The sequence below is a fragment of the Nocardia sp. genome (genome assembly GCF_025465275.1).
In the GTDB taxonomy this organism is placed as follows: domain Bacteria; phylum Actinomycetota; class Actinomycetes; order Mycobacteriales; family Mycobacteriaceae; genus Nocardia.
Map to the genome: position 1 here is coordinate 21,428 of NZ_JAODNK010000073.1, position 26,856 is coordinate 48,283.

Below are 26,856 nucleotides of genomic sequence, written 5' to 3' on the forward strand. Positions count from 1 at the left end.
CACAACGATTTAGCACTGGGTCTAATTTGCCCTCCGCTGCGCTACGGGCGGGTTCGCGGCCCTGGGAGTCTCGTTCTTCCCTCCCTCCGCTCCTCCGCTGCGCTCCCCCGCTCCACTCAGTCCAGAACGAGACGGGCCGCGAACCTGGGGTTTTGTTGTCGAGTGAAGATGTGGGACAAAAAGATTCAGGCCACGAACTCGAAAGTTCATGGCCTGGTATCTCATCAGTTGAAAATGGCACGAATCCCCGGCCGCGCGGCGTGCCACACGACCGGGGATTCGGTGTATCTCTATGCCCTGGAAGGATCTCCGGCCGACGGCTTGTCGGCCTCGGCTGACGCGGTGGCGCTCTGCGCCTTACCGGTGATCAGCTCCTGCAGTGCGCCGCCGGTAATGCGGCGGAACGCCCGCCGCGGCCGGGCCTGCTCGAGGGTAGCCACTTCGAGCTGCGACCCTCCCGTCGGCTTTTTGTCCTTGTCGGTGCTTTCCGGCGCCGACTTTTGCAGGGCCTGCATTGCCACCGTCACGGCGGAGTGCAGATCCAGGCCCGGCCGGTAGGAATCCTTGAGCGCGGTGACGATCGGGTCGGTATTGCCGCCCATCACCACGAATTCGCGCTCATCGACAATCGATCCGTCGAAGTTGATCCGGTACAGCACCGAGTTCGGTTCTGCCCCCGGATAGCCCACCTCGGCGATGCAGATCTCCACCTCGAACGGCTTGAGCTGATCGGTGAAGATGGTGCCGAGGCTCTGCGCGTACAGGTTGGCCAGGAATCGGCCGGTGACATCGCGCCGGTCGAACTGGTACCCACGCAGATCGGCCTGCAGAATGCCGCCGCGGCGCAGACTTTCGAACTCGTTGTACTTGCCGACGGCGGCGAAGCCGACGCGGTCGTACAGCTCGCTCACCTTGTGCAGTGTGGCCGAAGGGTTCTCGGCGACGAACACCACACCTTTGTCGTACACCAGCACCACAACACTGCGGCCTCGTGCGATGCCCTTGCGCGCAAGTTCGGTCTTGTCGCGCATGATCTGTTCGGCGGACGCGTAATACGGCAGTGTCATGCCCGGGCACCCCCTTCTTCGTCCGCGCGCGTGGCCACGATCTCACGGGTGATCTCGGCCAGCCGACCCTCCGACACCTCAACGGAGCCTTCGGAATCGATGACGATCGCCGTCGGGTAGATGCCCCGCATGGTGTCGGGACCGCCGGTGGCGGTGTCGTCGTCGGCGGCGTCGAACAGGGACTCGACCGCGATGCTGAGGGCCTGGTCCTGATCGATGCCGCGGCGGTAGGTCTTCTTGAGCGAGGACCTCGCGAAAAGGGAGCCGGAACCGACAGCGGTATAACCGAATCGCTCTTCGCTGCGGCCACCGACCACGTCGTAGGAGATGATGCGCCCGGACCTGTCCGGATCGGGGGCGTCCGGGTCGTAGCCGACCAGGAGCGGCACCACGACCAGGCCCTGCAGGGCCGCAGGCAGGTTGTCGCGCACCATTTTCGAGAGCTTGTTTGCCTTGCCGTCGAAGGTGAGGGAGACGCCCTCGATCTTCTCGTAGTACTCGAGCTCCACCGCGAACAGCCGGATCATCTCGATGGCCATACCCGCGGTGCCCGCGATGCCGGCCGCGGAGAAGGTGTCGGTGATGTACACCTTCTCGATGTCACGGCTGGCCAGCAGGTTGCCCTGGGTGGCCCGGCGGTCGCCGGCGATCAGCACACCGCCGCGGTAGGAGACCGCGACGATGGTGGTGCCGTGCGGTGCGATATCCGACGGCGCACTCCCCAGGGGGTGCGCGCCGCCGGTCCGGAAATTGCTGCCTGGCAACAGTTCCGGCGCATTCAGCCGCAGGTATTCGGAGAAGGACGAGAGGGCGTACCCCGTCTGGAGACGCAAGGGGTCACCTGAGGTCACTGGCCGCCCTTCTGAACATACGCACGCACGAAGTCCTCGGCATTCTCCTCGAGGACATCGTCGATCTCGTCGAGCAGGTCGTCGGTCTCCTCAGCCAGTTTCTCGCGACGCTCCTGCCCCGCAGCACCGCCCTCGACTGGACCCTCATCCTCGTCGCCACCACCGGCGCGCTTGGTCTGCTCTTGTGCCATAGCAGCCGACCTCCTCTGTGATCATCGGCGAGCACCGGAGAAAATCCGATGCCCGTCCCCCAACACTACCTAGCGGCGGCGACAACATGCCGGATTAACCGCATTGCCGTCGTCCCGCGATCTCCCGGAAGCCTTGGGGGCAGAGCCCCCGAACCCCAGGAAGAACTAGGGGCAAGCCCCCGAAACCCTACAAAAAGGACATCAGTGTGTGAGCTGTTGCACCAGTTCAGCAGCAGTTTGCACGCCGTCCAGAAGTTTGCCCACATGAGACTTGGTGCCGCGGCGCGGTTCGAGGGTGGGGATGCGAACCAAAGAGTCGCCGCCCAGATCGAAGATCACCGAATCCCAGCTGGCGGCGGCGATGTCCGCGCCGAAACGGCGCAGGCATTCGCCGCGGAAGTAGGCGCGAGTGTCGGTGGGCGGGTTGGTCATTGCGTCCAGGACCTGCTGTTCGGAAACCAGGCGCTGCATGGACCCGCGCGCCACGAGGCGGTTGTAGAGGCCCTTGTCGAGACGGACATCCGAGTACTGCAGGTCGACCAGGTGCAGCTTGGGGGCGGCCCAGGTCAGGCCCTCACGGTTGCGGATGCCTTCCATCAGGCGGAGTTTGGCGGTCCAGTCGAGCAGGTCCGCGGTCTCCATGGGGTCGCGCTCGAGCAGATCGAGGACGTGGGCCCACTTCTCGATGACGTCCTGCACCCGCGCGTCGTCATTGCCGATGCGGTCCATGTACTTCTCGACACGATCGAGGTAGATGCGTTGCAGCGCAAGGCCGGTCAGTTCGCGGCCGTCGGCGAGCGCGACGGTGGCGCGCAAGGTCGGGTCGTGGCTGATGGTGTGCACGGCGGTGACGGGCCGGGCCAGTTGCAGATCCGAGAGGTCTTCGCCGGCCTCGATGAGGTCCAGCACCAGGGCGCTGGTGCCGACCTTCAGGTAGGTGGACCATTCGGCGAGGTTGGCGTCGCCGATGATGACGTGCAGGCGCCGGTATTTGTCGGCGTCGGCGTGCGGTTCGTCACGGGTGTTGATGATGCCGCGCTTGAGCGTGGTCTCCAGGCCGACCTCGACCTCGATGTAATCGGCGCGCTGGGACAGCTGGAAGCCGGCGGTATCACCGTTCTGGCCCAGGCCGACCCGGCCGGAACCGCAGATCACCTGCCGGGAGGCGAAGAACGGGGTGAGGCCGATAATGATCTGATTGAACGGCGTATCGCGGCTCATGAGGTAGTTCTCGTGGGTGCCGTAGGAGGCGCCCTTGCCGTCGGTGTTGTTCTTGTACAGCTGCATGCGCGGCGCGCCGGGCACGCTGGAGGCGTAGCGGGCGGCGGACTCCATGACCCGCTCACCGGCCTTGTCCCAGATCACCGCGTCCAGCGGGTCGGTGACCTCGGGGGCGGAATATTCGGGGTGCGCGTGGTCGACGTAGAGGCGGGCCCCGTTCGTCAGGATCATATTGGCGGCGCCGACCTCGTCGGCATCGATGACCGGTGCGGGTCCGTTGAGTCGTCCGAGGTCGAAACCGCGCGCATCGCGCAGCGGTGACTCCACCTCGTAGTCCCAGCGGGTTCGTTTGGCGCGCGGCACGCCTTCGGCTGCGGCATAGGCGAGGACCGCCTGGGTCGACGTGAGGATCGGGTTGGCCGACGGCTCCGAAGGCGTCGAAATGCCGTACTCGACCTCGATTCCGATGATGCGCTGCATGCCCCGAGCCTAGGCGACGCGGCCGCGAATCGGGCGCGACCGGGTGCGGGTCAGGTATCAGGGTGGGTCATTCGCTGGTCGTACCCGGCATCGTTCTCGCGGTCGATCCGCGCTGACCTGCCCGGAAGACACACTATGAGCTATGGCCGAACCGGTTTCCCCACCACAGCCGGAACGACCGCGCAGCCGCGTCGACGGCGCGAATCCCGTTCCGGCCGAACCACGTTCGACGCGACTACCCGCCCTGGACGTACTGCGCGGTATTGCCATCCTGGGCACGCTGGGCACCAATATCTGGATCTTCACCAATAGCGCTGGGCTGGTGGGCTACGTCTCACGAGGCGATGAGCCGCAGGGCGTGTGGTTCTGGGTCGAGCGGGTGCTGCAGCAGTTGACGCAGGGCAAATTCCTGGGCCTGCTGACCATTATGTTCGGTATCGGTCTGGCTATTCAGCAGCGATCTGCGGTGCGGGCCGGGCGGGCATGGCCTGGCAAATATCCGTGGCGGGCGGGTCTGCTACTGCTCGACGGTCTGGTGAACTTCCTGTTCGTCGCGGAATTCGATGTGCTCATGGGTTATGCCGTCACCGGTCTGGTGGTGGCGTTCATCCTGGCGACCAGCCCGCGGGTGCAACGCCGCTGGCTGATCGTGACGGCGGCCATTCACATCGGCATGCTGGCGCTGCTCGCGATCGGCATGGAATCGAGCAAACCGAGACCGCATTCAGCCGCACCGCCGCCGCTGGATCCGAATCCCTATGCGGACGGCTCGTTCTGGGATCTGGTGGTGTTCCGGGTACAGCACGCACTGCTGTTCCGCATCGAACCGGTCTTCATCATCTTCATGTCGATCGCCCTGTTCCTGCTCGGCGCCCGCTTGTTCCGAGCCGGTGTCTTCGAACCCGAGGGCGCACGAATCCGCAAGCGGCTCATGATTATCGGCTTCGTGGTGGCCGTCCCACTCGACCTCACCGTCGGAATGCGCGGCGGCGACCTGATCCTCCTTACCCGCTACGGCATCGCTCCATTCGTGGCACTGGGCATTCTGGGCCTGGTCGCACACATCTACGCCCGCCGGCCCGCCCCGGGTTTCGCGGGCCGCCGCTTCGCCGAGGTCGGCCGAATGGCGTTGAGCTGCTACATACTTCAGAACCTGGTGGCAGGCTTCATCTGCTACGGCTGGGGGCTGGGTATCGCATCGCTGGTCTCCCCCGATTCCCGCGTACTGTTCACCCTCGCCGTCTACCTGATCGTGTCCGCCCTCATGCTCGCCTTCGCCCACGTGTGGCTGCGCCGCTTCGCTCGCGGACCGGTGGAATGGCTATGGAATACGAGCTACCTCGCGCTGACCACGCGCGGCACTCGTGAGTCTCGGCCAGCAGAACCGTTGGGCCGCTGGGAGAGTGGATAACGGACTCGATCGAATTACCCGACCGGCGTCGCGGTGCGGGATGCCGCGCCGAACCAGCGCGTGAGAGCTGTTCGGAGCGTATCGAGTTCGGTGCCGGAGGGCTGCGGTGATGCGGAGGCCCAGGCGATGTAGCAGTCCGGACGGAGTAGGAGCGCGCCCAGCGTGGTCTCCCCCGGCGTGCGGGCCGCGACGATATCTACGCGGTCGCGCCACTCCGGCAAGGCGGCGGCAAGCGCGCCGTCCTCGGTGAGATCCAGGAGCAAAGGCCTTGCCGTTCTGGTCAATTCGGCGAGGCGGACGGTGCCCGAAGCTGTGCGCAATTCGAGTTCGGGTGCGCAGTAGCCGACGAGTGGGTGCGGCTGGGGGTCGCCCATGTCGTAGCGGACGTCCGAGCCGGCGATGAGGCCCGCCAGGCGCTGGACCGTGTGCCGATCGGTGAGGAGCTCGGCGAAGAGCTCGCGTAGTGCGGTGACATCGGCCCCGGGGGCGAGTATTGCCGCTTGCGCCTGGGCGGAGACCACCGAGCGGCTTGCCGCGGCACGGCGTTCGGCGTCATAGGTGTCCAGCAGGCCCGCGGGGGCAGCGCCGTTGATTTCCGCGGCGAGCTTCCAACCCAGGTTGATGGCGTCCTGCAGGCCGAGATTGAGCCCGGGACCGCCGCCGAAGACCAGGACGTGCGCCGCGTCCCCGGCGAGCAGTACCCGCCGGTCCCGGAAGCGGTCGGCCATCCGGGTATTGCCGCCGATCAATCGGCGCAGCAGGTGCGGGCCCGGCCCCCGGGGCGGGCCGATCGGGATATCCGCGCCCAGTATGCGATTGACGCTGGCACGCAGCTCCGCGAGGCTCATGGGCTCGGCAGGTTCCGGCTGGTCCCACTCGGTGGTGTTGATCAGGGGCACGTTGCCGGGCAGCGGCGCGTAGACGAAGCCGCCGTGCTCGGTGCGCACCGGCAGGAACGGCCGGATGGGGCCGTAGCCGGGGACGCGCAGGGCACCGGTGGCGGGATCGAGCCAGTCGGCGGGCACGGTGGCGTGTGCGGTGCGACCGGTGGTGCGGTCGTAACTGATTCCGGGAAAGTCGATTCCGGACATCTTGCGCACGAGGCTGTGCGCGCCGTCGGCACCGACCAGATAACGGGCGCGAAGTTGATGCGCGCCGGTGGTGTCCGAAATATCCACCGTGACTCCGTCATCGTCCTGCGCGAGGCCGACGATCTCTGTGCCCCAGCGGATTTCGACGCCGAGTTCGACCGCCCGATCGCGCAGTACCGCCACGATGCCCGGCTGTGGCACGGCCATGTTGTAGACGGGGCTGCGTTCCAGCAGGCTCAGATCCAGTGCCAGCGCGCCGAACATGAAGTAGGCGGAGTTGGGTTGCGGCGGTCCCGGGATACCGCTGAGCGCCTCGCTCAGGCCGCGCCGGTCCATCATCGGCACCACCTGGCCGACCAGGCCGTTGGCCTTCGGTTCGAGGCTGATTTCGGCGAGGCGCTCCAGTACCAGCGGCCGGATTCCGGCCAGGCTGAGCTCGCTCGCCAGCATGAGCCCGACCGGGCCCGCTCCAGCGACGATCACGTCGTATGTCATGACTTCTCCTGACAGACAGCAGGTTTCGATTTAGGGCTCCGGCAGTCCCGCCGCGAGCCGGGTCAGCGCCTCCACCAGCAAGGGCAGGAGCAATCCGGGCGAATCGCTGCGCTGAATGTGTTCGACGACGACCGCGCAGGCGGCAATGACGGACGCTGCCACCAACTTCGGATACAGCTCCCGCTCCGGATCGGTGCCGGTTCGCACCGCCACGGCTGCGGTAAGTTCCTGCTGCGCAGCGACATTGGCCTCCACAATGGCCGCCTGCACCGCCGGCGCGCTCAGCATGAGCCGAATGCCCGCCATCCAGTGCTCGTCCTGCGGTCCGGCCGCGGTCATGTCCTGCCCCAGCGCGAACCGTGCCAGCACGGCGGCCGGTATCGCCTCCCAGAGGGCTTCGCTCTCCGGGCGCGCCAGCAGTTCCTCCGCCACCTGCTGCATGCGCTCGAGGTGGCGGGAGGCAACCGCTTCCGCCTTGCTGGAGAAATAGTTGCGGAAAGTTCGCACGGAGACGTTCGCGGCGGCGGCGATATCGTCCACCGTCACGTTGTCCCAGCCGTGCTCCACGCTGAGCCGGATGGTTGCGAGGCTCAGCGCGAGGCGGGTTTCCCGCTTCTTACGCTCTCGCAGCCCGAGGTCACCATCGTTCACCTCACCCAGCGTACAGATTATTGCCGTGAAGGCAATATTTCCCCATCGGCAAAATTCAGGCGCGGGCGGCTTCGGTGCGCGCCATCAGATCGGCGACCACGGTGTCACGGGTGAGCGGCACCTCCAGGCTGCGCGCATTGCCCTCGATCAGGGCCAGCATGGATTCGGTGAGAATGCCCTCCACCTGCTCGGAGGTGAGCACACCGTCGGCTCGCCAGCTGTTCACGACACCGTCGACGAAGCCGACCATGCCGAAAGCCGTGGGGCGGGCGCGATTCGGATCCAAGCCGAAACTGGTGAGGGTGTCGGCGAACAGGTCGGCCAGCTGTGCGCCGATGCGATCGCGGGCTCCGGCCAGCGCACTCGAGGAAGCGCCGTGCGGATCACCGGCGGCCAGGAACCGGTGCAGATTCGGATGCCGTTCCACCCATCCCACATAGGTGCCGACCGCGCCGCGCACCGCATCACGCACGGTGCCGTCCGGCTGCAGTCGTGGAAGTAGCTCAGCCAGCAGCGAATCCAGGATGTGGCGGCGGATTTGCTCGTCGAGATCGGCGCGGCCGTCGAAGTGGCGGTAGACCACCGGGCGCGGCACCTTCAGCCGATCAGCGATCTGCTGAACCGAGATCTCGGTGCCATTGGCCTCGATGACACTCAGTGCGGCGTCGAGCATGTCGGCGCGGCGACGCGCTTTGTGGCCGTTCCAGCGGGTACTGCGGCCATCAGCGGTCGCGGACGGTGTGCGTGCGCTGGTTCCGGTCACCCGGTTCACGATACCCACCTGCTTATTGACCGATACACCATGTACCACTAATCTGAGTGTAACAGCGTGTACCAGTAATATGAATCAGGATGCTGACATGGGCAACGACGCCACACTGCTTCCCCAAGATTCCTTCGCTCAGCGTTTGCTGACGGGGCATGTGAAGAAGTTCTACGACCCGGTCGTCGATATCGACTGGGATGCGCCGCTGGATCCGGACAAGCTCTTCCTCCCGGCCGAGGTCGTCTCCCTGTACGGCACGCCGCTGTGGGAATCACTGAGTCACGAACAGCGCCGCGAACTTTCGCGCCAGGAGCTGGCCAATGTGCTGTCCGTGGGCATCTGGTTCGAGAACCTGCTCAATCGGCTGCTGCTGCGCGAGTTGATGTCCGGCAATCCGACCTCCCGGCATTCGCACTACACGCTCACCGAGATGGGTGACGAATGCCGGCACATGATGATGTTTGGCAAGCTCATCGACCGGGTCGAGGCAAAGCCGTACTGGCCCAATCGCTATGAGCGCCTGACCATCAGCTCGCTGCAGATCTTCCTGCGCGGTTCGATGGTGTGGGTGGGCGCACTGGTCGGCGAGGAGATCTTCGACGCCATCCAGCGGCAGACCCTGGACGATCCGGAATTGCAGCCGGTAGTGGCCCGTGCCATGCGGATTCACGTGACCGAGGAGGCGCGCCACATCGGTTTCGCCCGGGATGCGCTCGTGCGCCGAGCACCCACCATGTCGAAGGCGGAACTGGCGTACACCCGCCTCTGCGTGGCGATTGCCGCACCACTGTTCGTGCATCTGATGACCAACTGGCACATGTACGTTCGCGCCGGTATCGAGGACGGCCGCGGAGCCCGGCGTATTGCGCGCGCCAACCCGCACGCCCAGCGCGCGCTGGGTATCGGCGCCGCGAATCTCGGTGCGTTTCTGGACAAGCAAGGGTTGATCGGCCCGATCGGCAAGCGCATCTGGCGGCGCCGGGGGCTGCTGTGAGACGTTCCCGGCGACCGCTGCCCGATGACAACGACTATCCGGATCCCGCACCCGCCCCGGAGTATTCGGGACCGGCGCTGCTCGATGCCCCCGGCACGGAACTCGCCGTATCGGTAAGCCTGGGCGGTCACCTCGACCCCATCGACGGTAATTTCCACTGGTACGGCAGGGTTTCCGCGCCCGAAGGCGTAGAGCTTCCGGATCCTGGGCGCAGTCAGGTCTTCCTCACCCTTCCGGGCGGCGCACCCGCGCGGGGCGTGCTCCAGGAGCGCGACCCGTGGGGCAACCTGCGCATCGTCGGTGTCGGCACTCCGCCATTTCCTATAGAGCAGGCGGAGATTCACAGCCGCTAGCGCGGTAGGCCGACAACGTCGGCCATCATCTCGACGGCGTAATCGAAGAACAGGCCGGCCGGGTCCATGCTCCCCACGAGCTGCCCGGTCAGTTCGAAACTCACCATGCCGAACAGCTGCGTCCACGCCACCACACTGCGCGCCATGGCCTCGGCGGGCAGGCCGGGCGCGACCAGCGCCGCGAGACCGTCCGATTGTGCGGTGAGCTCAGCGGACAGGGTGTCGCCCGCCACCGTGAGAGTGCCGCTCTCCCATGCCCCCCGGACGATTTCGAGGATGACGATCGGGAGCCGAGAGGCGGGCCCGATGGTGGTCTGCGGCGCCTCGTAGCCGGGTACCGGCGAGCCGTACAGCAGCGCGTATTCGTACGGATGCGCAATCCCCCAGTCCCGCACCGCGATTGCGGCGGACCGCCACTGCCCGCGCGGCGTATCGCGGCCGGCGACAGCGTGTTCGACCGCATCACCGATGGCGTTGTACGCCTCGATGATCAGTGCGGTCAGCAGATCGTCGCGGCTCGGGAAGTAGCGGTAGAGCGCCGAGGACACCATGCCCAGCTCCCGCGCGATAGCCCGCAGCGAGAGCGCGGGCGCCCCGGATTCGGCGAGCTGACGGCGGGCCGCATCGGTGATCTCGCGGGTGATCTCGACTCGGGCCCGTTCGCGGGCGGTGCGCGGCACGCTCATGGGAACAGTGTGCCACATTACGGAGCACTGCATTAATTCGAGAGCACTGCTCTTGACATCTCGGCGATGCCCCGAGCACACTGATCTCAGCAGAGTGCACCGCTCTCAAAATCCAGTAAGGAAGCGATCATGAACGACGCCGCCACCCGTTACCTCGGCCCGACCGGCCTCGACCCCATCATGAATCGCATCGCCAATATGCTGCCCAAACTGGGCATCAGCGTCGCCGGCTCACGACTGCTGGCAGTACGCGGACGCAAGAGCGGCGAATGGCGCACCACCATGGTCAACCTGCTCAGCACTGCGGACGGCACCCGCTACCTGGTCGCCCCGCGCGGGCACACCCAGTGGGTGCGCAATCTGCGGGTCGCGGGTTCCGGCGAACTGCGCCTCGGCCGCAAGGTGGAGACCTTCACGGCGACCGAACTGTCCGACACGGACAAGATTCCGGTGCTGCGCGCCTATCTGGAACGCTGGGGCTGGGAGGTCGGCCGTTTCTTCGACGGCATCACCAAGAACTCCACCGACGCCGAATTGACCGCCATCGCACCCGGATTCCCGGTCTTCGCCCTGTCCTGACCGGCGGCAGCACCGCCGCTCCCGTGGGCCGACAGGGTCAGCGCTTCACCGGCACGAGATCACGGCGCAGCGCCGGGTCGTGAGTATCGCCGCGCCATCGCTCGGCGCCGCGTGAGCGAATGCGCAGTCGTGAGTCAGCGCAGCGTGTCCAGTGTTTTGTCATCACGGACGAGCAAGGCACGCCCGTCTGCGGTGAAGACGATCGGCCGCTGAATCAAGCGCGGATGCGTGGCGAGCGCCTCGATCCAGCGCTCCCGATCGGCAGGGGTACGCCCCCACGCGGACACGCCCAGTTCCTTGGCCTCGGCCTCGCTGGTGCGCGTGATATCCCACGGTTCGAGCCCGAGTTTGCCCAGCGCATCCCGGATTTCGACGGCATCCGGCGGATTGTCGAGGTAGCGCCGCTCGACGTATTCGACACCGGTCTCGTCGAGCACCGCCTTGGCTGCACGACTCTTGGAGCACTTCTGGTTGTGCCAGATTTCCGTTGCCATGCCAGGCAGCCTAGCGATTCGAGCGCTCACACCCAGTCGACGACCCAGCGATACGGGCGCATCCAGTACAGGCCGGATTCGGGCAGCGGCCCGCCCCAGCGCTGTTCGGCCTGGGTGAGTTCCCAGCGGTATTCGGGTGCGGGCTCGCCCTCATGGATTTCGAACAGGTGGCGGCGCCAGGTGTTGAGCATGGCGGGCACAACCTGCGCGTCCTTGTCGAAGGCCCAGTTCACGCAGCGGCCCATGAGGGTGTCGACGGCGTGATTGGAGGCATTGCGGTCACCGGTGCTCAGGGAGTGCAGGAAAGCGGCGACCAGGTTGTAGGCAATCGAGTCGTGGACGGAGGTCTGACCGTTCTCCAGGGCCCACACACCGAGGTAGGTCGGCCCCTGCTCGTCGATCCACACCGCATGCGCCTCGCCGACCTGATTGTCGAAGATGAGCGACATGAGCAGGCCGAGCACCGACTTGCCGACGATCAGCGGATCGGGCTTGCCGGTGGACATGGCCTCGTCGATGAGAGCGCGGTAGGCGGCCGCCGCCACCGCGGGGCGCTGCGCCTCCAGCAGGGCGTCCGCCGTCTCGCCGCCCGCGAGTTGTTCGGCGGGTGGCTGTTTGGGGCCGGAGACGGCCGCTATGCCGGTGTCGGAGACCTGCAGCAGCGCCGTCTGCGCCGGATCCAGCAGCGGAGAGAAGTCCACCGGCGGCAACAGGTCCACGGGTTGCGGGAATCCGGCGGGCGGCAGCAGGTCCACGGGCGGCGGGAATTCGGCGGGCGGCGGGAAGTTCGACGCCGTGTTCTGCACGGTCGGCGAGTTCTCGAGGTATCCCAGTGCCTCGCGGGCGAATTCATTGTCGTGGGTGGCCAGCCAGTCGTGGCCGCCGCGCAGCATATCGACCAGATGCCCGCCGACGCCGTGTTCGATGGCGCCGCAGATGGCGTAGTAGCCGTAGGCGCGGTGTTCGTCGTGCCCTTCGCCCTCGGTGATCAGCAGCTGCGCGTATCGGCTTGCCAGATCGTGTCTTTCGATATCGCCGAGGAGGGTGCACGCGGTCATGGCGGCCATCAGCACCTCGTCGGGCCCACCCTGGGAACGCCGCAGGTCGATGCAGCGATCGGCCATGGTGACAGCGCTTTCGGCGCGGCCCAGCGAGGTGGCGGCCTCTACGGCCATGGAATACATGGTGGCGAGCGTGGCGGGCGGGATATCGGCAGGAAAGCGCGCCGGCCCGTTCTCCGCTATATGCAGCGCCTGGGCGAAATCACCTGCCGCGAAGGCGGAACGGAACCGGTAGGACACGACCCAGCCGTAGTCCTGAGGTTCCGGCGCCGCCAATAGCGCATTGTCGAATGCCGTCAGCCGGGCGAGCGCTTCCTGCGCCTGTCCGGACTCCAGCATGCCGCTCGCCTCGTTCATCACTTCGACGAACGCATTTCGATCCATGGCCTTTTCGCCTTCCCGCATCCTTCAGCCCCGGATCGTATGGCGGTCCACCGGACTCGCGCGGGCAGTGAGGGAAAGGTCATAGTTTGACGTCGGCGGGCATGACCGGCCGCCCGGCGGCCTGACCAGGCCGCCGGGGATACCAACCCCCCAGTTCTCAACTACGTTCCCCTGCAACCGATTCCGCCGCACGAGCGCCGACGGCACCACCCCCCGATCGGGCCGGCAACCGAATATCCGGTGGTGCAGCCGCGATTCACCGCGCCGGCACCACCGAACACTCTCCCCTCAGGCAGGCACCTTGTCCAGGAACCCCTGCACCCGGGCGATCTTGCCGTCCACCAGGGTGACCACATCGAACCCGATCACGATCGGCTCCTCGACCCCCGGCGCGTTCAGCGTCCAGGTGAACCGGGCGATATCGTGATGCCCGTCGACGGGACCGAGCCCGAACTCCAATCCGGCGAACTGCTCCTGGGCGCCGGCCACCATGGCCTCGACCGCGTCGGGTCCGACCAGCTGCACCAGTGGATCGGTGAAAACCACATCCGCCGTGTACAACTCGTCGATCAGTGCACGCCGCTTACCGGCCTCCTTCTCATTCCAGCTGTCGATGTACCGCTGTGCAACGTTCTCGTATTCGCTCATGCACCAAGCTTCTTCGTTCGCGGTCACAGAGTCGATTACGCGTCAGGTAAAGGCCGCGACCAGCTTTCGCGGGGCGTCAGCCGGACCACGACCGTGCCTGCGGCCAGGGCCTTACGGAGTTCGTCCCGGTTGACCGAGCCATCCGGCGTCAGGCTGATTCCGGCGAAGCGACCGTGCGTCGGATTCACCTCGAGAATGATCCGATAGCACTCGGCGGCTACCTCCTCCTCCCGGATCACCTCCCAGTCGGCCTCGATCACTGTGCGCCGCAGCGTGATTCGCACAGGCTCACCCGGTCGCAGGTTCCGATACCACTTGGCAGCGGTACCGATCAGCACATAACCGTCGGATTCGGCGTAACCGACCGGGTTTTCGTAGACATGGCCGGACTTGCGGCCGATCACCGTGACGATCAGCAACTTTCCGCTGACCATTCGATGCATCGGGGAACGCAGGACCCGGCGCATGAAGGCATCCCCGGTGCGCTGCACGCGGGACCCGGTCGCCGGTTTCGTAGTGGTGGTGGGGCTGGACATCGGTACTACCTCCGAGTCGCCGATTTACTGAGTCTCTACTCAGAAAATACGACCACATGCGGCATACTGCAAGAGTCCGAGGCGAGAAATCAGGAGGCGATGTGCCAGCCGAGCGCGCGACCCGTGGCCGCCCCCGTACCGGCGTCCGAGAGTCCGTCCTCACCTGCGCCCAGCAGATACTCACCGAATCCGGCGTGGCCCGACTCTCCACCAAGGAGGTCGCCAAACGCGCCGGCGTCGCCGAATCCAGCATCTTCTACCACTTCAACGACCGAATGGGCTTGCTACAGGCGGTAATCCAGCACCAACTCCGCCCCCTCAAAGACCTCCTGGCAGACCGAACCGACTCCCCCGCAACCGATCTGCGCGAAGACCTCCTAGCCCTCCTCGCCACCCTCGAAGAATTCTTCGTAGCCGCCATCCCCGTCATGGCCGCAGTCGAATCCGACGCCGACCTCCGCGCCACCTACCAACAACGCAGCCGCGACCTAGACCTAGGCCCGCACCGAGCGGTAGAAGCCGTCGTCGCCCAACTGGCCCACCACGCCGCCCCCGACACCGATTTACACCCAGCCGCCCTGCTCCTGGTCGGCGCGGCCCATCAGCGCGCCTTGCAACGCCGCCTCAGCCCCCCGGACGCACTCACCGCCCTCCCCAGCATCGAGAGCGTGGCGGACACCGTCCTCCCATTATTCCGCAGGCCATAATCCCCACTCAGACGCCGTTTTGATGGCGGCGCAATCGCGCGGACGGCTACAGCTGCCGCTGCTGCTCTAACGCGCTCGCAATGAGCGTCCGTGCGGCGTCTCCGTAGACGGCCTGGTGATGCAGAGCGGCCCATGCCTTTTCGTACGATGCCAGCTCGGCTGGGCCGGTAACGCTCAGTTCGGCGCTGATAGTCTCTACCATCGCCAGTCGTCGATCGAACATCGCGAAGCTCGTGGTCGTGTAGATGAACTCGAATTCACGGGGCACAACACCGAAGATCAATCGACGCTCGGTCATGATCTCGAGTAGGTGTTGCAGCTGTTCGGCCATCACCCGATCCTCGCCGACTCGGGTGTAGAGAGCCTGCTCGGCGAGCAGGACGATGACACGCCGGGTGCCTGAATGCAGCACTCCTTGCCGGCGCATTCGGGCGGCGACGGCGTTCTCCAAGTCGTCTGCGGTGCCAAGGAATTGGATGCATGTGGCGAGTACCGCTCGGGCGTAGTCCTCTGTTTGCAGCAGCCCGGGAACGATGAGCTGGGACCAGTTTCGGATGACGCGGGTCGCAGCCTCGAGCTCGATGCTGCGGCGCTGCCGTTGGGCATGACCGGACGCAGCGACCCGCTTCCACTCCGTCCACATGGATTCGAGATTGGTGAGGGTGGCGAGCAGGTCCGGGAATGCGAGCATGGAATCGGTGATCTCACACCAGGCGGTGAGATCCTCGACGCTCGGCGCTTGCTGACCTCGCTCGATCTTGGAGATCTTCGAAGGCACCCATCCTGCGCGCTGTGCGAGCTCCACACCGGACAAGCCTGCGGCTCTACGAAATTCGCGCAGCCGGTTGCCCAGCACAATTCGAGCCTGCTCGACACCAGTCATCTACTGCGGTCCTGGAATGTAGTCGGTATGTGGAATCGCCTTGGCCCACAAGATGTCACGGACGGTCATAGCGCGGGTCACGTCGAAAGGATCGCGGGTCACGGCGAACCCGGCGAAGTCTCCCTGTTGATCGAACAGTGTCCAGGCGAGGGCGGCGTCATCGAGCAACCACCATTCGTCCGCGGTGACTTCGGCGGAGTCGAGGTTCTGCCTGGGCATCCATCGGATTTCCTCACCGTGGGCTTGATTGCGATCGGTGACCGCGTGCAGGAATCGGATGTACTCCGTCAGCGGCTCGCTCACCACACGAACCCGCTGCAACGCAACACCTCTGCCCGTGGCGGCGTCGGTGAGATCTTCCCAGCGTTTCCAATCGGGCGGGTAGTTGTCCGGGTCCAGGGGCGGCAGTCCAGCGCGCCATCTGCGCATCGGCTCGTCCTCATTGGACACGCTGTGGTCGTCCTCCACCTCGAGGTGGAATGCGCGGCGTTCAGCCATCCCGAGCAACGTGGCGCCGGACCCGGCAGGCAGGTACAACACGGGTCACCATCTCCTCAGGGTCGCGACTGCCGGCACTTCGAGACAGACCTCATGCGCCGGGGTTTGTATCTGCTCGAGAATCGCTACGTCCGAGATCGGCGTGCCGGTCAAGGTGAATGTCCCGATTCCGGAGTCGGTGAGCGTTGCGCCGAGGTGAGTGTCCGGCTTCAACCAGGTGAGCAACATGTGTGGGATCTCCACTCGCTCAGGGCCGCCGGGAACTTTCAGGCCCTGAACAAAGTACATCTCGCGGTCGTCATCGATCCAGAGTCTCGGTGAGCCTTCATTGCCCGTGGGGCCGCCCAGAAGTCGCAACGTCATGACAGAGCCTCCATGTTCTCGAAATTCTCCGAACAGGCTCAATTCTCCGACGTCAGTGGTCACATTTGGTTCGGTTCGGAGAAATATCTAGAAATCTCCAAGTGCGCCATCCGCGGGAGTCTCTACCGTCCAGGTAGGCACTCGGGACTGGCGATCGTCGTCCTCACCCTGAGTAGCCACCCGCGACGACGAAACGACGAGGGGCGACGACGATGGCCTTGACCGAACCGGAAGCGAAAGTGCTTGGGGCACTGTCCACATTGCAGCCCCCGCATGCTCTCACTGTTCAGCAACTCTGCCGCACAACGGGACTCGCGGACGGGGCGATCCGTCGCGCTTTGCGGCGGCTCTCGCACACGGGTCTGGCTCTGGGCACCCGCCACAGCCCGGCGAACTGGCGGCCGACCAAGCGCGGGCGACTGGCCGTCAACCAGCCCGGATACCGCGACTACGTCGCGTCGTCGACGCGCAGGTGCCCGCAATGAGGGACATCCCGACCGCCATCGGGTACCTGCGCCGCGACGTATCCGGCTTCCGGCAAGACTGGGACGAGACGCGGATCCGCAGCCGCGCAAAGCGTCTCGGATACGACCTGGCGAAGATCGTCGTATTCGGCCCGGACACTGACGCTCCGATCGAGCGGCTGGTCGATGTCGTCCGCAAAGCCGATGTCGACGCAGTGATCGTCCCGAGCGCAACACACTTCGATGGCGCGGAGATCCCGGCACCACTGGTGAAGGTTGCCGAAGTGATCACGGTCGACCCGGAACAGACCTACGCACGCTGGCTGCTGCCGCCGTGGCCCACCGCAGGCCAGCCCCACACATCGTAGTCGGGGCTCAATGAGTCCCAGGAGGTCGGGCGACGGCTTTTGAGGTTGACGCTCTCGACGTTTGCGTTGAACGAGTGGTATTGGCACACAAGAGAATCCGTCTACTGATCAGGGGATAGATCGCTGGCACAGTTTGGTGACATTCGGGCGAGATTGCGGACTCTGCGGCCGGTGGAAAATTGAGGCAGAGCGAACATGCCCATGTGATCTCAATGGTTCTCTCGGCGAGATACCTCGAGGAGTACTATTTCTCTGTCGAGACGATGCCACGGGGGACGGATGCTGAGCGCTGGTGGGGAACGAGGTAAAGATATCGATGAAGAGTTTGTCGAAGCTGAGATCGCTGCTCTAATCGTTGCCAGCAGTATCGAAGACTTCGGACTACTCTTACACGAGCGTCTACGGAGGTTGGGAATTTCGTTCAGAGAAGTCGCCGACCGCGCTGAGATGTCCCGTACGCTTGTGTACGGGTACGTTTCAGGTAAGCGCCTTCCTCGAGAGGTTCCACTTCGAGCGCTTCTCAAGGCGATTGAGGTCGAGAACCCTCTGCCCTGGCTGGCCGTCTGGGCAGAAATTAGGCGGCAGCCATCTCCGTCCGCGACGGTTTCGGTCGGAGGTCGGAATGCCCAGGTCAACGTCTTTACCGATGCGCCGATACCGGTAGATGCACATGATGACGCATCAATGCAGAAGCTGCGCTATTCGTTTCGGTTCTTGAACCACTCGCTGTGGCAGTCAACGATCACCTTTGCGCTCAGTATGATCATCACGACCGCTGGGGCGCTCATCCTTTTGGTAGGCGCGGGGCTTGCGTTGAAGCATGCTGGTGAGTCTCGCGCCAACTACACCGGACTGATCACTAGCTTGTCTGGTGTAGTCATCACAGTATGCGGCGGCGCATTCACGGTTCAGGCGAACAAGGCACGTCGTCATGCGACTGAACAGACCGAGCAGGTGCGCCGGGAGCTCAAGTCCGATCTGGCATTCGACCGGGCTTCGAAGCAGATCGAGAAGATTCAGGACCCGGCCCTGCGTGACCGCCTGTTCGCGATCAGCGCGTTGAAGGAGCTAGACCTAAGTCCCACCCCTGTCGACCTGGCCAAAGACCTGCCAACCAAACAGGTTGAGTCGGAACGTCTTCCTGGCATCGAATTGAGCTGATATCCGCCCTCCAGGCCACGTTCACCCGCAGACGGTCGCGATCTCGGGGGCAGGTTTAAGTCTGCGCTGCCACGGACGGCGATATGGGGTTTGTTTGCGGGAGGGTTTGCCGTGTGGTCCCGTGGAGGGAGTCATGGCCGCAGTGCACGGCGTCGGAGCCAGCCCCTCGGGGCGTCGATGGGAGCTTGCTTTCGGTGGCTATCGACGTGGAGTTCTTTGCGGATTCGCTCGGCTAGTTTTTGCTCGGCGTCAGTCTTGGTCTTTCGTACCCGTCGATAATCCTCGTCCTCTTCGGCGGCGGCCTCGAACCGTTTTGATTCGAAGTAGTCGTCGGCGTAGAACCAATCGGGGTGGTTGTTCTCGATGTACTGCTCCAGATCCAGGGACGCTGTCGCCGACTGTTGCCACAGCTCGTAGACGGCTTTTGAAGCGAACGCTGCCACTTTCGCTGATAGATCTTCGCGCACGGCCAGTTCGTTCGCCGTGGCGGTTTCGGAGTGCTCGGACATGCCGCTGCTCTGGTAGCGCAATAGATCGATATAGGTCTCGGCGCAGCGTGACCACACACGATCTTCCCTGGCTCTGATTCGTTGGTACCGAGCTTGAAGGACGAGCGTGCCAAACGATCCGGCTAGGGCTGTCGCGGCGGGGAGGAGCGTAGTCATTGCGGGCACCTCGGGTGTGTGGTGACGACCTTGCTCCTCATGCATCTAGATCGTCGATAGTAGTCGGCTTTTACCTGGGTGGATTGCCTATCTATCTAAGTAATAGGTGAATTCGGCAGTTGTTCGCGGTGAGTGGGTGCGGTGACCGGCGAGCCCGGTCGTGCTGTGTCGTTCAGAACGGCGGTTCGTCTCCGTTCTGGCTGGAGGCGTGGGCGCGCTGGCGTCGAGTGATCTTCGCGCACTGGCCTTTCAGATCGATGCTGACGGTGTCGGCGGTTAGTTCCAGTCCGGCTTGCGGCTTGCTGTCTTGCCGATGTAGGGGTCGGCGAGGAGCCGGTGCCCGGTGACGGGTGACCCGGCCGCCCTTGACGAGGCTGTCGCCGGTTTCCTGGGCCAGATCGCCCCAGCAGTTGATGCGGATGGCGGTCTTGTTCGCATCGACCCATTCGTTGCGGTCGCGGTCGAAGCGGCGGTCGTTGGCGATGACGATGAAGTTGGCCGCGTTCGTGCAGGTCAGACTCAGACGTCGTAGTAGAGGTCGAATTCGTAGGGGTGGGGGCGGAGGTTGATTTCGGCGATTTCGGTGTCTCGTTTTATGCGGATCCAGGTTTCGATCAGGTCTTCGGTGAAGACGCCGCCCTCGGTTAGGTAGTCGTGGTCGGCTTCGAGGCGGTTGATGACGGCGTCGAGGCTGGCGGGGGTTTGGGTTACTTCGGCGGATTCTTCGGGGGTTAGGTCGTAGAGGTCTTTGTCTATGGGGAGGGCGGGCTCGAGTTTGTTCATGATGCCGTCGAGGCCGGCCATCATCATGGCGGCGAAGGAGAGGTAGGGGTTGCCGGAGGAGTCGGGGCAGCGGAATTCGAGGCGTTTGGCGCGGGCGCTGGTGCCGGTGACCGGGATTCGGACGGCGGCGGAGCGATTGCGCTGGCTGTAGACGAGATTCACGGGGGCCTCGTAGCCGGGGACGAGGCGCTTATAGGAATTCACGGTGGGGTTGGTCCACGCCAGCAGCGAGGGGGCGTGGTGCAGCAGGCCGCCGATGTAGTGGCGGGCCAGGTCGGACAGGCCCGCGTAGCCGGCCTCGTCGTAGAAGAGGGGTACGCCGTCCCGCCAGAGGGATTGGTGGACATGCATTCCCGAACCGTTGTCACCGAAAAGTGGTTTCGGCATGAAGGTGACGGTTTTGCCTTCCTCCCATGCCGTGTTCTTGATGATGTATTTGTAGAGCTGTAGATCGTCGGCGGCGGCCAGCAGGGTATTGAACCGGTAGTTGATCTCGGCTTGCCCGCCGGTGCCCACCTCGTGATGGCCCTTCTCCAGCTCGAAGCCGCAACGCTGCAGGTTGGTACCCATGCGGTCGCGCAGATCGACGTCGGCGTCATAGGGCGCGACGGGGAAGTAGCCGCCCTTGGGGCGCACCTTGTAACCGCGATTGAGGCTGCCGTCGGGATTGTGTTTCGCACCGGTGTTCCAGTCCGCGGACACCGAATCCACCTTGTAGAAGGATCCGTTCATGGTGGTGTCGTAGCGCACCGAATCGAAGATGTAGAACTCGGCTTCCGGCCCGAAGTAGGCCGTGTCGGCAATGCCGGTGCTGCGCAGATAATCCTCGGCCTTGCGCGCCACATTGCGCGGATCACGGCTGTAGGCCGCGAGCGTGTGCGGATCGTGCACGAAGCAGCTGATATTGAGCGTCCTGGCGGCTCGGAACGAATCCAGTTGCGCGGTGCGCAGATCCAGCAGCAGGAGCATGTCGGATTCGTGGATGGCCTGGAAGCCGCGCACCGACGAGCCGTCGAAGGCGATGCCTTCTTCGACCAGTTCGGGGCCGAACATGGCGGCGGGAATGGAGAAATGCTGCTGGGTACCGGGTACGTCGCAGAAACGGACATCGACGTACTGGACGTCCTCGGTGTCGATGTAGTCCTGCACTCCGGTGACGGTAGGGGTGATCACGGCGGGCTCCTCGCAGCGCCGCACCACTACCCGATAGGACGGCCCGGTCGGGGGTCCGGCGGTCCTCTTGGTGGTACGACCATACGTCCGATACATACCCGGTGAACCACGAATCAGCGTGCGCACCAAGAGCAACATCTTTAGTTCGCGACGTCGTTGACCGTTTTTAGCACATTGCACAAAACGATCACCTCAGATCTTCCGTATTGCCACTAGTCCGGACTGCTCTTTGTGCGGTGTGCTGTATGGCGACCCGAGGGCAGGCGCCCTCGATGACGTGTGAGCCAGAGGTAGGTCGTGAGTTCAACATCGGTGGCGGCAACGGGACCGCACACGCTGTGCGAGGCGTTCCAGTCGAATGTGACTGCGTATCCGGAGGCGGTCGCGCTGCGCACGCTCGGCGGGGCAGTCGCGATCACCTGGCGGGAGTACGGGGAGCGGGTGCGCGCGATTGCCGCGGGGTTGGCGGCGCTGGGTATCGGGCGCGGGGACACGGTGGCGCTCATGATGACGAACCGGCCCGAGTTCCATCTGTGCGATACCGCGATCATGCATACGGGTGCGACGCCGTTCTCGGTGTACAACACCAATCCGGTGGATCTGCTGGTCTATCAGTTCGGCAATGCGGGCAACAAAGCCGTCATCTGCGAGCGGCAGTTCGCGCCGCAGGTGCTGGCGGCGGTGGAGAAGGCCGCGGCACAGGGCATTACGGTCGAACACGTGATCTGCGTGGACGAAGCGCCGGAGGGGACGATCGCACTGGCCGATATCGAGGCGAGTCCGGCCGCCGATTTCGATTTCGAAAGCTCCTGGCGGGCAGTCGATCCCGAGGATCTGCTGACCATCGTCTACACCTCCGGCACTACCGGCCCACCCAAGGGCGTGGAGCTTACCCACACCAATTTCATCGAAAACGCCCGCGTGGTCGAGGAATTCGGTGGCGGCGGCCGCGAGGACAAGGTGGTGTCGTACCTGCCCGACGCACATGCCGCCAACCGCTGGTTCGCGCACTACCTGTCGCTGCTCAGCGGCGCGGAGATCACCACCTGCCCCGACCTCAAGCAGGTCGCCGAGGCGCTCATCGAAGTGCACCCGAGCGTATTCCTGGGCGTGCCCCGGGTGTGGGTGAAAGTCAAAGCGGCACTGGAGGAGCGCTTCGCGGCCGAACCGAGCCCGGTGCGGCGCAAGCTGGTGGACTGGGCCGTGCGCACCGGCCGGGCCCGCGCCCGCGCGGTGTCCGACGGCCGCAGCCAGAGCATCTTCGACACGGCGCAATACCGGTTGGCCGATCGCCTGGTCCTCGCCACCGTCCGGGAACGCCTCGGCCTGGACAAGGTTCGGGTCGCGGTCACCGGTTCGGCCCCGATCCCGCGCGATACCCACGAATTCTTCCTCGGCCTCGGCCTGCCGCTCTGCGAAGGCTACGGCATGACCGAATGCACCGCGGGCGCCACCGTCAGCCGCCCCGAGCGCATCAAGATCGGCACCGTCGGCACCCCCCTGCCCGGTGCGGAGGTCACCATCGCCGAGGACGGTGAGGTGCTGGTGCGCGGCCGAATGGTCATGCGCGGCTACCGCAATGCCCCCGACAAGACCGCCGAGACCGTGGACGGCGACGGCTGGCTGCACACCGGTGATATCGGCGAGATCGACGACGAGGGCTTCCTGAAGATCGTCGATCGCAAGAAGGAAATCATCATCAATGCGGCCGGCAAGAATATGTCGCCGACCAATATCGAGAACACCGTCACCGAGAACACCCCGCTCGCGGGCGCGGTCGCGGTGATCGGCGAGGCGCGCTCCTACAACACCGCACTCATCTGCCTGGATCCCGATCTGGCCGCCGTATTCGCCGAACGCCATCAGCTATCGGATCGGAGTATCGCCGCGCTGGCGGCGGACCCCGTCGTCCTCAAAGCCCTGCAAGAGGGCGTTGATGCCGCGAATTCCAAACTCTCCCGGGTGGAACAGATCAAGCGGTTCGCGGTGCTGCCGGATGTGTGGGCCCCCGGCAGCGATTGCCTGACCGCCACCGGAAAACTGAGGCGCAAACCGATAGCTACCGCATACGCGTCTACTATCGAGTCGCTGTACATGTAGCTAGGGGAGTTCATGCTGGTGCGTAACCGGGACCGGGCGCTGGAACAACTGTATCGGCGCGCGGTCGCGGTACGGGACGAGTTCCCGATTGCGGCGCCGCCGTATCGAACCCTGCCCCAATCATTGGTGGTCAGCGGCGTCGAACGCGGTACCAAACTCAATGTCGATCTGTTCTTCGACTTCCTGCGCACCGGCGTCAACCCCAGCGAGGAAGACACCCGCGAGGTCGTCGACATCGCCATGGGACGGGTCCGCGACGGCGAACCCCTCGAAGAGGTGCTCGGCCGCTACCGCCTCGGAGCCGAATACATCTGGTCCCGCATTCGTGCGGCCGCGGCCGAGAGCGAGCGCGAACTGCTCACCGATGCCGCACTCCCCCTGCTCAGTTACATCACCCTGCTGACCGCACGCATCGCCACCGCCTGCGTGCAGCGCGCCCACGATCCGCGCTGGGAACTGCTGGAGCGCCGCCGCGCGATCGCCGATGCCCTGATCACCGGACGCGACCCCATCGAATGGGCCGATGAACCTGCGATCGCGGTGCCGGACGCCTTCGTGATCGCGGTCTTCCGCCTCGGCACCGGGGCGGGTGGCACGCGGCACGGTGCGGACACCAGCGAACTCCGGCATCGCATCGAGGCGATCCCCGGCGTATTCCTGCGCCTGGACAGCGGGGGCTGGACCGCCCTGCTCCCCCTGCAGCCCGGTGACGACGGCACCGCCACCACGGCGGCACTGACCACCCGATTACTCCCCGCCCACCCGATCGGCCAGCCAGAAAGTCTGCCCGGCCACTTCGCCCGGCAACCGGAATCCCCCGCACCGCGCACGCCACCGCCGGCGCCCTTCTGGGTGGGTGTGACGGTAGCGCCGTCGCGCGCCGAAATACCCGATCTCTTCGCCGAGGCCCGAATGCTCGCCGAGCTCGGCCGCTGCCTCGATCGCTCCCAAATGGTCTGCCGCCGAGCAGATCTCATGTTCGAATACACCGTCGCCGCAGGCGGCAGCGCACGCGCCGGACTCGCCGCGGTTCTCGCGCCCCTCGACGCCCAACCGCTGCTCGCGGAAACCCTGGAAGTCTTCGTGGACACCGGTTTCAACCAGCTGGCCACCGCCCGCCTCCTGAACATCCACCGCAATACGGTCACCTACCGCCTGGCCCGCATCCACGAACTCACCGGCTTGGACCCCCTCCGCCCCACCGATGCCATGACCCTCTCCGCCGCCCGCATCGCCCGCCGCCTCGAATCCGCCTCCTTCGCACCGTAATCCCCCTCCCGGCGCACGAATTCGCTCCGCGCGCACCGAATCCATCGGTATTTTCATGCGCGGCGTACCAACTTGTGCGCGGCAGGTGAATTTGTGCGCGGCATTCTGCTGACGTCGTTTTGGGCGGATGCACAAGTGGGTGGCGAACAGTCTTGGGGATTGCCGGTAGCGGGGGCTAGGGACTGTGCGGTGTGCTGAATCCCGACGACGAGGTCGCGCGGCGGGATCGCCCGCAGGTGCGGCCTCCCGACCATCCGCAGAGGTAGATAGTTGAGAAGCAAGCCCCGGCCGGCAATGCGCTGCCGCCTCGTCCCGCTCGCTGTCGCGGGGCTGTCCGCGTTCGCGATGACCGTGTCCAGCACCACGTTCGCGGGGGCGGTGCCCACATCCGGGCCGGTGCCGAGCGCGCCCGCGAACTTCGGGCTGCCCGCCGACTATCAGCCGACTCCGGCGCCCTATGGCGTGGGCTATGAACTGGGACATGTGGTTCCGCTGTCCGACGGCACCCAGTTGCAGGCCGAGGTGCGATATCCGACCGATCCGGCGACGGGGCAGCGGGCGGCCGGTGACTTCCCGGTGGTCGTCAACTTCACCACGTACGGCGCGGTCACCAGCGCGCTCACGGCGGCCATCACCAGCGTGATCGACGAGCTGCACATTCCGCTGCCCGATCAGCTCCGCGATGTGCGGCGGGTGATCAATCAGGCCACCAGCGCGCAGGACATGCTGGTGCGGCACGGCTATATCGAGGTGATCGCGGACGTGCGCGGCACGGGTGGTTCCACCGGCGCGTGGAATCCGGCATCCCGCGAAGACGGCACCGACGGTGTGCAATTGGTGGATTGGGCCTCGAAGCTGCCCGGATCCAATGGGAAGGTCGGCATGTTCGGGTATTCCTTCCCCGCCCTGAACGCGCTGCGCACCGCCGAGGCGATCGGACCCGGTTCACCCCTGAAAGCCATTGTGCCCATGGCGATGCCGAACAATATCTTCAACGAGGTGCTCGGCCACGACGGCATGATGAGCCCGATCCTGCTGACCGCGATCACGCTCTTGGTGCCGTTCCTGAGCCTCATCGGCCCGTTCATGACCGCGGTGGTGTCGCCGCAGACCTTCATGAAGTCGCTGGTGGATCACCTGCAGGCGCTGGTCTCCTCGGACTCCACCATCAAACTGCTGCTGGAAGCGTATGCCGGCGGCCCGCTGGCCTACGACACCTCGTGGTGGCAGGAGCGCCGCTTCGAAACCGACCTGCACAATCTGGTCGACAACGGCATTGCCATGTACCAGGTCGGCGGCCTGTGGGACCTCTACCAGGAGGGCCCGTTCCGCAATTACTCGCAGCTGCAGAACCTTTCGGCCGGCCGCGATCAGTTCGCGCCCATGGCGTCCGATCAGCAGGTGGACGGGCGCTACCAATTGCTCATGGGCCCTTGGTATCACGTGGGCCTGGGCGTCGGCCCCGGCTCGCGCATGGACACCGATACGATCACCCTGGCGTGGTTCGACCGCTGGCTCAAGGACATTCCCAACGGGGTCGATCACACCGATAAGCCGCTGCATGTGATCGATCCGGGCAACAATGCCGCCGATGCGGCGCACTACCCGTTCGATCAGACCACCGTGGTGCAGCGCTATTTCGACGGTGACCGCCTGAGCGAGCAGCCGCCGACCGTGGCCGAGGCCGCCGACCGGCTCGACTTCACCGGTATCGACAATCTGTGCAACCGGCAGAGTCTGGGCCAGTACACCGCCGGGCTGCTGGACTTCGTCTTCCGGCTGTTCACCGCCTACAACCCCTGCACCGAGAAGGTACTGGAACCGACCGCGGGCCTGAAGTACACGATGGATCCGGTGACCGAGCCGACCGTGCTGGCCGGACCCTCCAGCGTTTCGCTGTACGCCTCCTCCACCGGCACCGATGCGGCATTCCAGGTCTGGCTCGACGATGTGGCCCCGGACGGTTCGGCCGTGAACATCACCGGCGGTTCGCAATTGGCGAGCCAGCGCACCCTCAACGAGGACAAGACCTGGCGCGCGCCGGACGGCACCGTCTACGCTCCCGAACACGTACTGACACTGGAGAACCAGCAGTTGCTGACACCGGGCGAGGTGGTGAAGGTGGAGATCAAGCTGCGCCCCACCTTCTACCGCATCGAGCCCGGACACGCACTGCGCCTGCGGATCTCGACGGGCACCTTCCCGTCCACCATGCCGATCCCCACGGATCTGCCGCGCCTGCTGGGCACTTCGCAGCAGCTGCAGCGAAATGCGGCGTGGCCATCGAGTCTGGTGCTGCCGCTCGCACCTGCGAGCGTGTTCACGCATTAGACACAGCACCCATCAGCTGCCGCACCCACTGAACCCGGGGGGAACCGGGGAAGGGTGGTATGGCCGGTCGCCGCCGCCATACCACCCTTCGACACATTCACCCCACACGCATTGACACCTGCCTCCGCGCCC

The 26,856-nt window shown here is 65.1% G+C and carries 28 protein-coding genes; 11 read left to right on the forward strand and 17 right to left on the reverse strand.

The features are described from left to right. Window positions 1-290: 290 nt before the first annotated feature. The 4 genes from prcA to dop all read right to left on the reverse strand — a co-directional run bounded on the left by prcA (window position 291) and on the right by dop (window position 3,810). Window positions 291-1,067, reverse strand: a complete 777-nt coding sequence (gene prcA, locus JWN03_RS16705) for a proteasome subunit alpha (protein ID WP_297615504.1) — start codon at window positions 1,065-1,067, stop codon at window positions 291-293. Continuing rightward, complete coding sequence (prcB, locus tag JWN03_RS16710) at window positions 1,064-1,918, reverse strand: proteasome subunit beta (protein ID WP_297615506.1); 855 nt, start codon at window positions 1,916-1,918, stop codon at window positions 1,064-1,066. Before prcB ends, prcA begins: the two co-directional genes overlap by 4 nt. Continuing rightward, on the reverse strand, window positions 1,915-2,109 hold the full coding sequence (locus tag JWN03_RS16715) for a ubiquitin-like protein Pup (RefSeq protein ID WP_297615508.1): 195 nt from the start codon (window positions 2,107-2,109) through the stop codon (window positions 1,915-1,917). The genes prcB and JWN03_RS16715 overlap by 4 nt, the downstream gene beginning before the upstream one ends. Window positions 2,110-2,310: 201 nt before the next feature. Next, window positions 2,311-3,810: a depupylase/deamidase Dop gene (gene dop, locus JWN03_RS16720; RefSeq protein ID WP_297615510.1), complete on the reverse strand. Its 1,500-nt coding sequence runs from the start codon at window positions 3,808-3,810 to the stop codon at window positions 2,311-2,313. A 142-nt stretch (window positions 3,811-3,952) separates the two neighbouring features. Between dop and JWN03_RS16725 the strand changes: the two genes are divergently transcribed. Beyond that, the gene (locus tag JWN03_RS16725; RefSeq protein WP_297615512.1) at window positions 3,953-5,221 is read left to right on the forward strand and encodes a DUF418 domain-containing protein; all 1,269 of its coding nucleotides are present in this window, start codon (window positions 3,953-3,955) and stop codon (window positions 5,219-5,221) included. 14 nt (window positions 5,222-5,235) lie between these two features. Here JWN03_RS16725 and JWN03_RS16730 read toward each other — a convergent pair whose 3' ends face one another. Genes JWN03_RS16730 through JWN03_RS16740 form a run of 3 tightly spaced genes read right to left on the reverse strand, consistent with a single transcriptional unit; the run spans window position 5,236 to window position 8,221 of the window. After that, complete coding sequence (locus JWN03_RS16730; RefSeq protein ID WP_297615514.1) at window positions 5,236-6,807, reverse strand: FAD-dependent monooxygenase; 1,572 nt, start codon at window positions 6,805-6,807, stop codon at window positions 5,236-5,238. Between the two features lie 30 nt (window positions 6,808-6,837). Further along, window positions 6,838-7,458, reverse strand: coding sequence for a TetR/AcrR family transcriptional regulator (locus JWN03_RS16735; RefSeq protein WP_297615516.1), 621 nt, complete (start codon window positions 7,456-7,458; stop codon window positions 6,838-6,840). A 55-nt stretch (window positions 7,459-7,513) separates the two neighbouring features. Beyond that, entirely contained in the window at window positions 7,514-8,221 is a 708-nt protein-coding gene (locus tag JWN03_RS16740) for a TetR/AcrR family transcriptional regulator (RefSeq protein WP_297615518.1), read from the reverse strand. Window positions 8,222-8,318: 97 nt separating this feature from the next. Here JWN03_RS16740 and JWN03_RS16745 point away from each other — a divergent pair, with 97 nt between their 5' ends. Together JWN03_RS16745 and JWN03_RS16750 are read left to right on the forward strand one after the other, a co-directional pair. After that, the gene (locus JWN03_RS16745) at window positions 8,319-9,218 is read left to right on the forward strand and encodes an AurF N-oxygenase family protein (RefSeq protein WP_297615519.1); all 900 of its coding nucleotides are present in this window, start codon (window positions 8,319-8,321) and stop codon (window positions 9,216-9,218) included. Then, window positions 9,215-9,571 carry a DUF4873 domain-containing protein gene (locus JWN03_RS16750; protein WP_297615521.1) on the forward strand — a complete coding sequence of 119 codons (357 nt, stop codon included), beginning with the start codon at window positions 9,215-9,217 and terminating at the stop codon, window positions 9,569-9,571. Before JWN03_RS16745 ends, JWN03_RS16750 begins: the two co-directional genes overlap by 4 nt. Here the strand turns inward: JWN03_RS16750 and JWN03_RS16755 are convergent. After that, complete coding sequence (locus tag JWN03_RS16755; RefSeq protein WP_297615523.1) at window positions 9,568-10,257, reverse strand: TetR/AcrR family transcriptional regulator; 690 nt, start codon at window positions 10,255-10,257, stop codon at window positions 9,568-9,570. The two genes, JWN03_RS16750 and JWN03_RS16755, sit on opposite strands and share 4 nt — an antisense overlap. A gap of 129 nt (window positions 10,258-10,386) precedes the next feature. Between JWN03_RS16755 and JWN03_RS16760 the strand changes: the two genes are divergently transcribed. Next, entirely contained in the window at window positions 10,387-10,836 is a 450-nt protein-coding gene (locus JWN03_RS16760; RefSeq protein ID WP_297615525.1) for a nitroreductase family deazaflavin-dependent oxidoreductase, read from the forward strand. A 134-nt stretch (window positions 10,837-10,970) separates the two neighbouring features. Here the strand turns inward: JWN03_RS16760 and JWN03_RS16765 are convergent, their stop codons facing one another. The 4 genes from JWN03_RS16765 to JWN03_RS16780 form a co-directional block, all read right to left on the reverse strand. Continuing rightward, on the reverse strand, window positions 10,971-11,330 hold the full coding sequence (locus JWN03_RS16765) for an ArsC/Spx/MgsR family protein (protein WP_297615527.1): 360 nt from the start codon (window positions 11,328-11,330) through the stop codon (window positions 10,971-10,973). A 26-nt stretch (window positions 11,331-11,356) separates the two neighbouring features. After that, the gene (locus JWN03_RS16770) at window positions 11,357-12,775 is read right to left on the reverse strand and encodes a hypothetical protein (protein ID WP_297615529.1); all 1,419 of its coding nucleotides are present in this window, start codon (window positions 12,773-12,775) and stop codon (window positions 11,357-11,359) included. Window positions 12,776-13,063: 288 nt separating this feature from the next. Further along, the gene (locus tag JWN03_RS16775) at window positions 13,064-13,423 is read right to left on the reverse strand and encodes a nuclear transport factor 2 family protein (RefSeq protein WP_297615531.1); all 360 of its coding nucleotides are present in this window, start codon (window positions 13,421-13,423) and stop codon (window positions 13,064-13,066) included. A 35-nt stretch (window positions 13,424-13,458) separates the two neighbouring features. Further along, window positions 13,459-13,959 carry a nitroreductase/quinone reductase family protein gene (locus tag JWN03_RS16780; RefSeq protein ID WP_297615533.1) on the reverse strand — a complete coding sequence of 167 codons (501 nt, stop codon included), beginning with the start codon at window positions 13,957-13,959 and terminating at the stop codon, window positions 13,459-13,461. Window positions 13,960-14,060: 101 nt separating this feature from the next. On the opposite strand from JWN03_RS16780, the gene JWN03_RS16785 reads away from it, so the two are divergent. After that, window positions 14,061-14,666, forward strand: a complete 606-nt coding sequence (locus JWN03_RS16785; protein ID WP_297615535.1) for a TetR/AcrR family transcriptional regulator — start codon at window positions 14,061-14,063, stop codon at window positions 14,664-14,666. A gap of 46 nt (window positions 14,667-14,712) precedes the next feature. Here JWN03_RS16785 and JWN03_RS16790 read toward each other — a convergent pair whose 3' ends face one another. Genes JWN03_RS16790 through JWN03_RS16800 form a run of 3 tightly spaced genes read right to left on the reverse strand, consistent with a single transcriptional unit; the run spans window position 14,713 to window position 16,473 of the window. Further along, entirely contained in the window at window positions 14,713-15,549 is an 837-nt protein-coding gene (locus JWN03_RS16790; RefSeq protein WP_297615537.1) for a helix-turn-helix domain-containing protein, read from the reverse strand. Continuing rightward, window positions 15,550-16,089, reverse strand: coding sequence for a DUF6879 family protein (locus JWN03_RS16795; RefSeq protein ID WP_297615539.1), 540 nt, complete (start codon window positions 16,087-16,089; stop codon window positions 15,550-15,552). It abuts the gene before it with no gap. 3 nt (window positions 16,090-16,092) lie between these two features. After that, window positions 16,093-16,473 carry a hypothetical protein gene (locus tag JWN03_RS16800; protein WP_297615541.1) on the reverse strand — a complete coding sequence of 127 codons (381 nt, stop codon included), beginning with the start codon at window positions 16,471-16,473 and terminating at the stop codon, window positions 16,093-16,095. Window positions 16,474-16,622: 149 nt separating this feature from the next. Between JWN03_RS16800 and JWN03_RS16805 the strand changes: the two genes are divergently transcribed. The 3 genes from JWN03_RS16805 (at window position 16,623) to JWN03_RS16815 (ending at window position 18,403) form a co-directional block, all read left to right on the forward strand. After that, window positions 16,623-16,895: a MarR family transcriptional regulator gene (locus tag JWN03_RS16805; protein ID WP_297615543.1), complete on the forward strand. Its 273-nt coding sequence runs from the start codon at window positions 16,623-16,625 to the stop codon at window positions 16,893-16,895. Then, complete coding sequence (locus JWN03_RS16810) at window positions 16,892-17,242, forward strand: hypothetical protein (RefSeq protein WP_297615545.1); 351 nt, start codon at window positions 16,892-16,894, stop codon at window positions 17,240-17,242. The genes JWN03_RS16805 and JWN03_RS16810 overlap by 4 nt, the downstream gene beginning before the upstream one ends. Window positions 17,243-17,521: 279 nt before the next feature. Then, on the forward strand, window positions 17,522-18,403 hold the full coding sequence (locus JWN03_RS16815; RefSeq protein WP_297615547.1) for a helix-turn-helix domain-containing protein: 882 nt from the start codon (window positions 17,522-17,524) through the stop codon (window positions 18,401-18,403). A 131-nt stretch (window positions 18,404-18,534) separates the two neighbouring features. On the opposite strand, the gene JWN03_RS16820 is transcribed toward JWN03_RS16815, so the two are convergent. Together JWN03_RS16820 and glnA are read right to left on the reverse strand one after the other, a co-directional pair. Beyond that, on the reverse strand, window positions 18,535-19,068 hold the full coding sequence (locus JWN03_RS16820; RefSeq protein ID WP_297615549.1) for a hypothetical protein: 534 nt from the start codon (window positions 19,066-19,068) through the stop codon (window positions 18,535-18,537). A 519-nt stretch (window positions 19,069-19,587) separates the two neighbouring features. Then, entirely contained in the window at window positions 19,588-21,024 is a 1,437-nt protein-coding gene (glnA, locus tag JWN03_RS16825; protein ID WP_297615551.1) for a type I glutamate--ammonia ligase, read from the reverse strand. Between the two features lie 297 nt (window positions 21,025-21,321). Here glnA and JWN03_RS16830 point away from each other — a divergent pair, with 297 nt between their 5' ends. The 3 genes from JWN03_RS16830 (at window position 21,322) to JWN03_RS16840 (ending at window position 26,724) form a co-directional block, all read left to right on the forward strand. Beyond that, on the forward strand, window positions 21,322-23,124 hold the full coding sequence (locus JWN03_RS16830; protein WP_297615553.1) for an AMP-dependent synthetase/ligase: 1,803 nt from the start codon (window positions 21,322-21,324) through the stop codon (window positions 23,122-23,124). A 12-nt stretch (window positions 23,125-23,136) separates the two neighbouring features. Then, window positions 23,137-24,393 carry a PucR family transcriptional regulator gene (locus JWN03_RS16835; RefSeq protein WP_297615555.1) on the forward strand — a complete coding sequence of 419 codons (1,257 nt, stop codon included), beginning with the start codon at window positions 23,137-23,139 and terminating at the stop codon, window positions 24,391-24,393. Between the two features lie 270 nt (window positions 24,394-24,663). Next, the gene (locus JWN03_RS16840; protein ID WP_297615557.1) at window positions 24,664-26,724 is read left to right on the forward strand and encodes a CocE/NonD family hydrolase; all 2,061 of its coding nucleotides are present in this window, start codon (window positions 24,664-24,666) and stop codon (window positions 26,722-26,724) included. Window positions 26,725-26,856 lie beyond the last annotated feature (132 nt).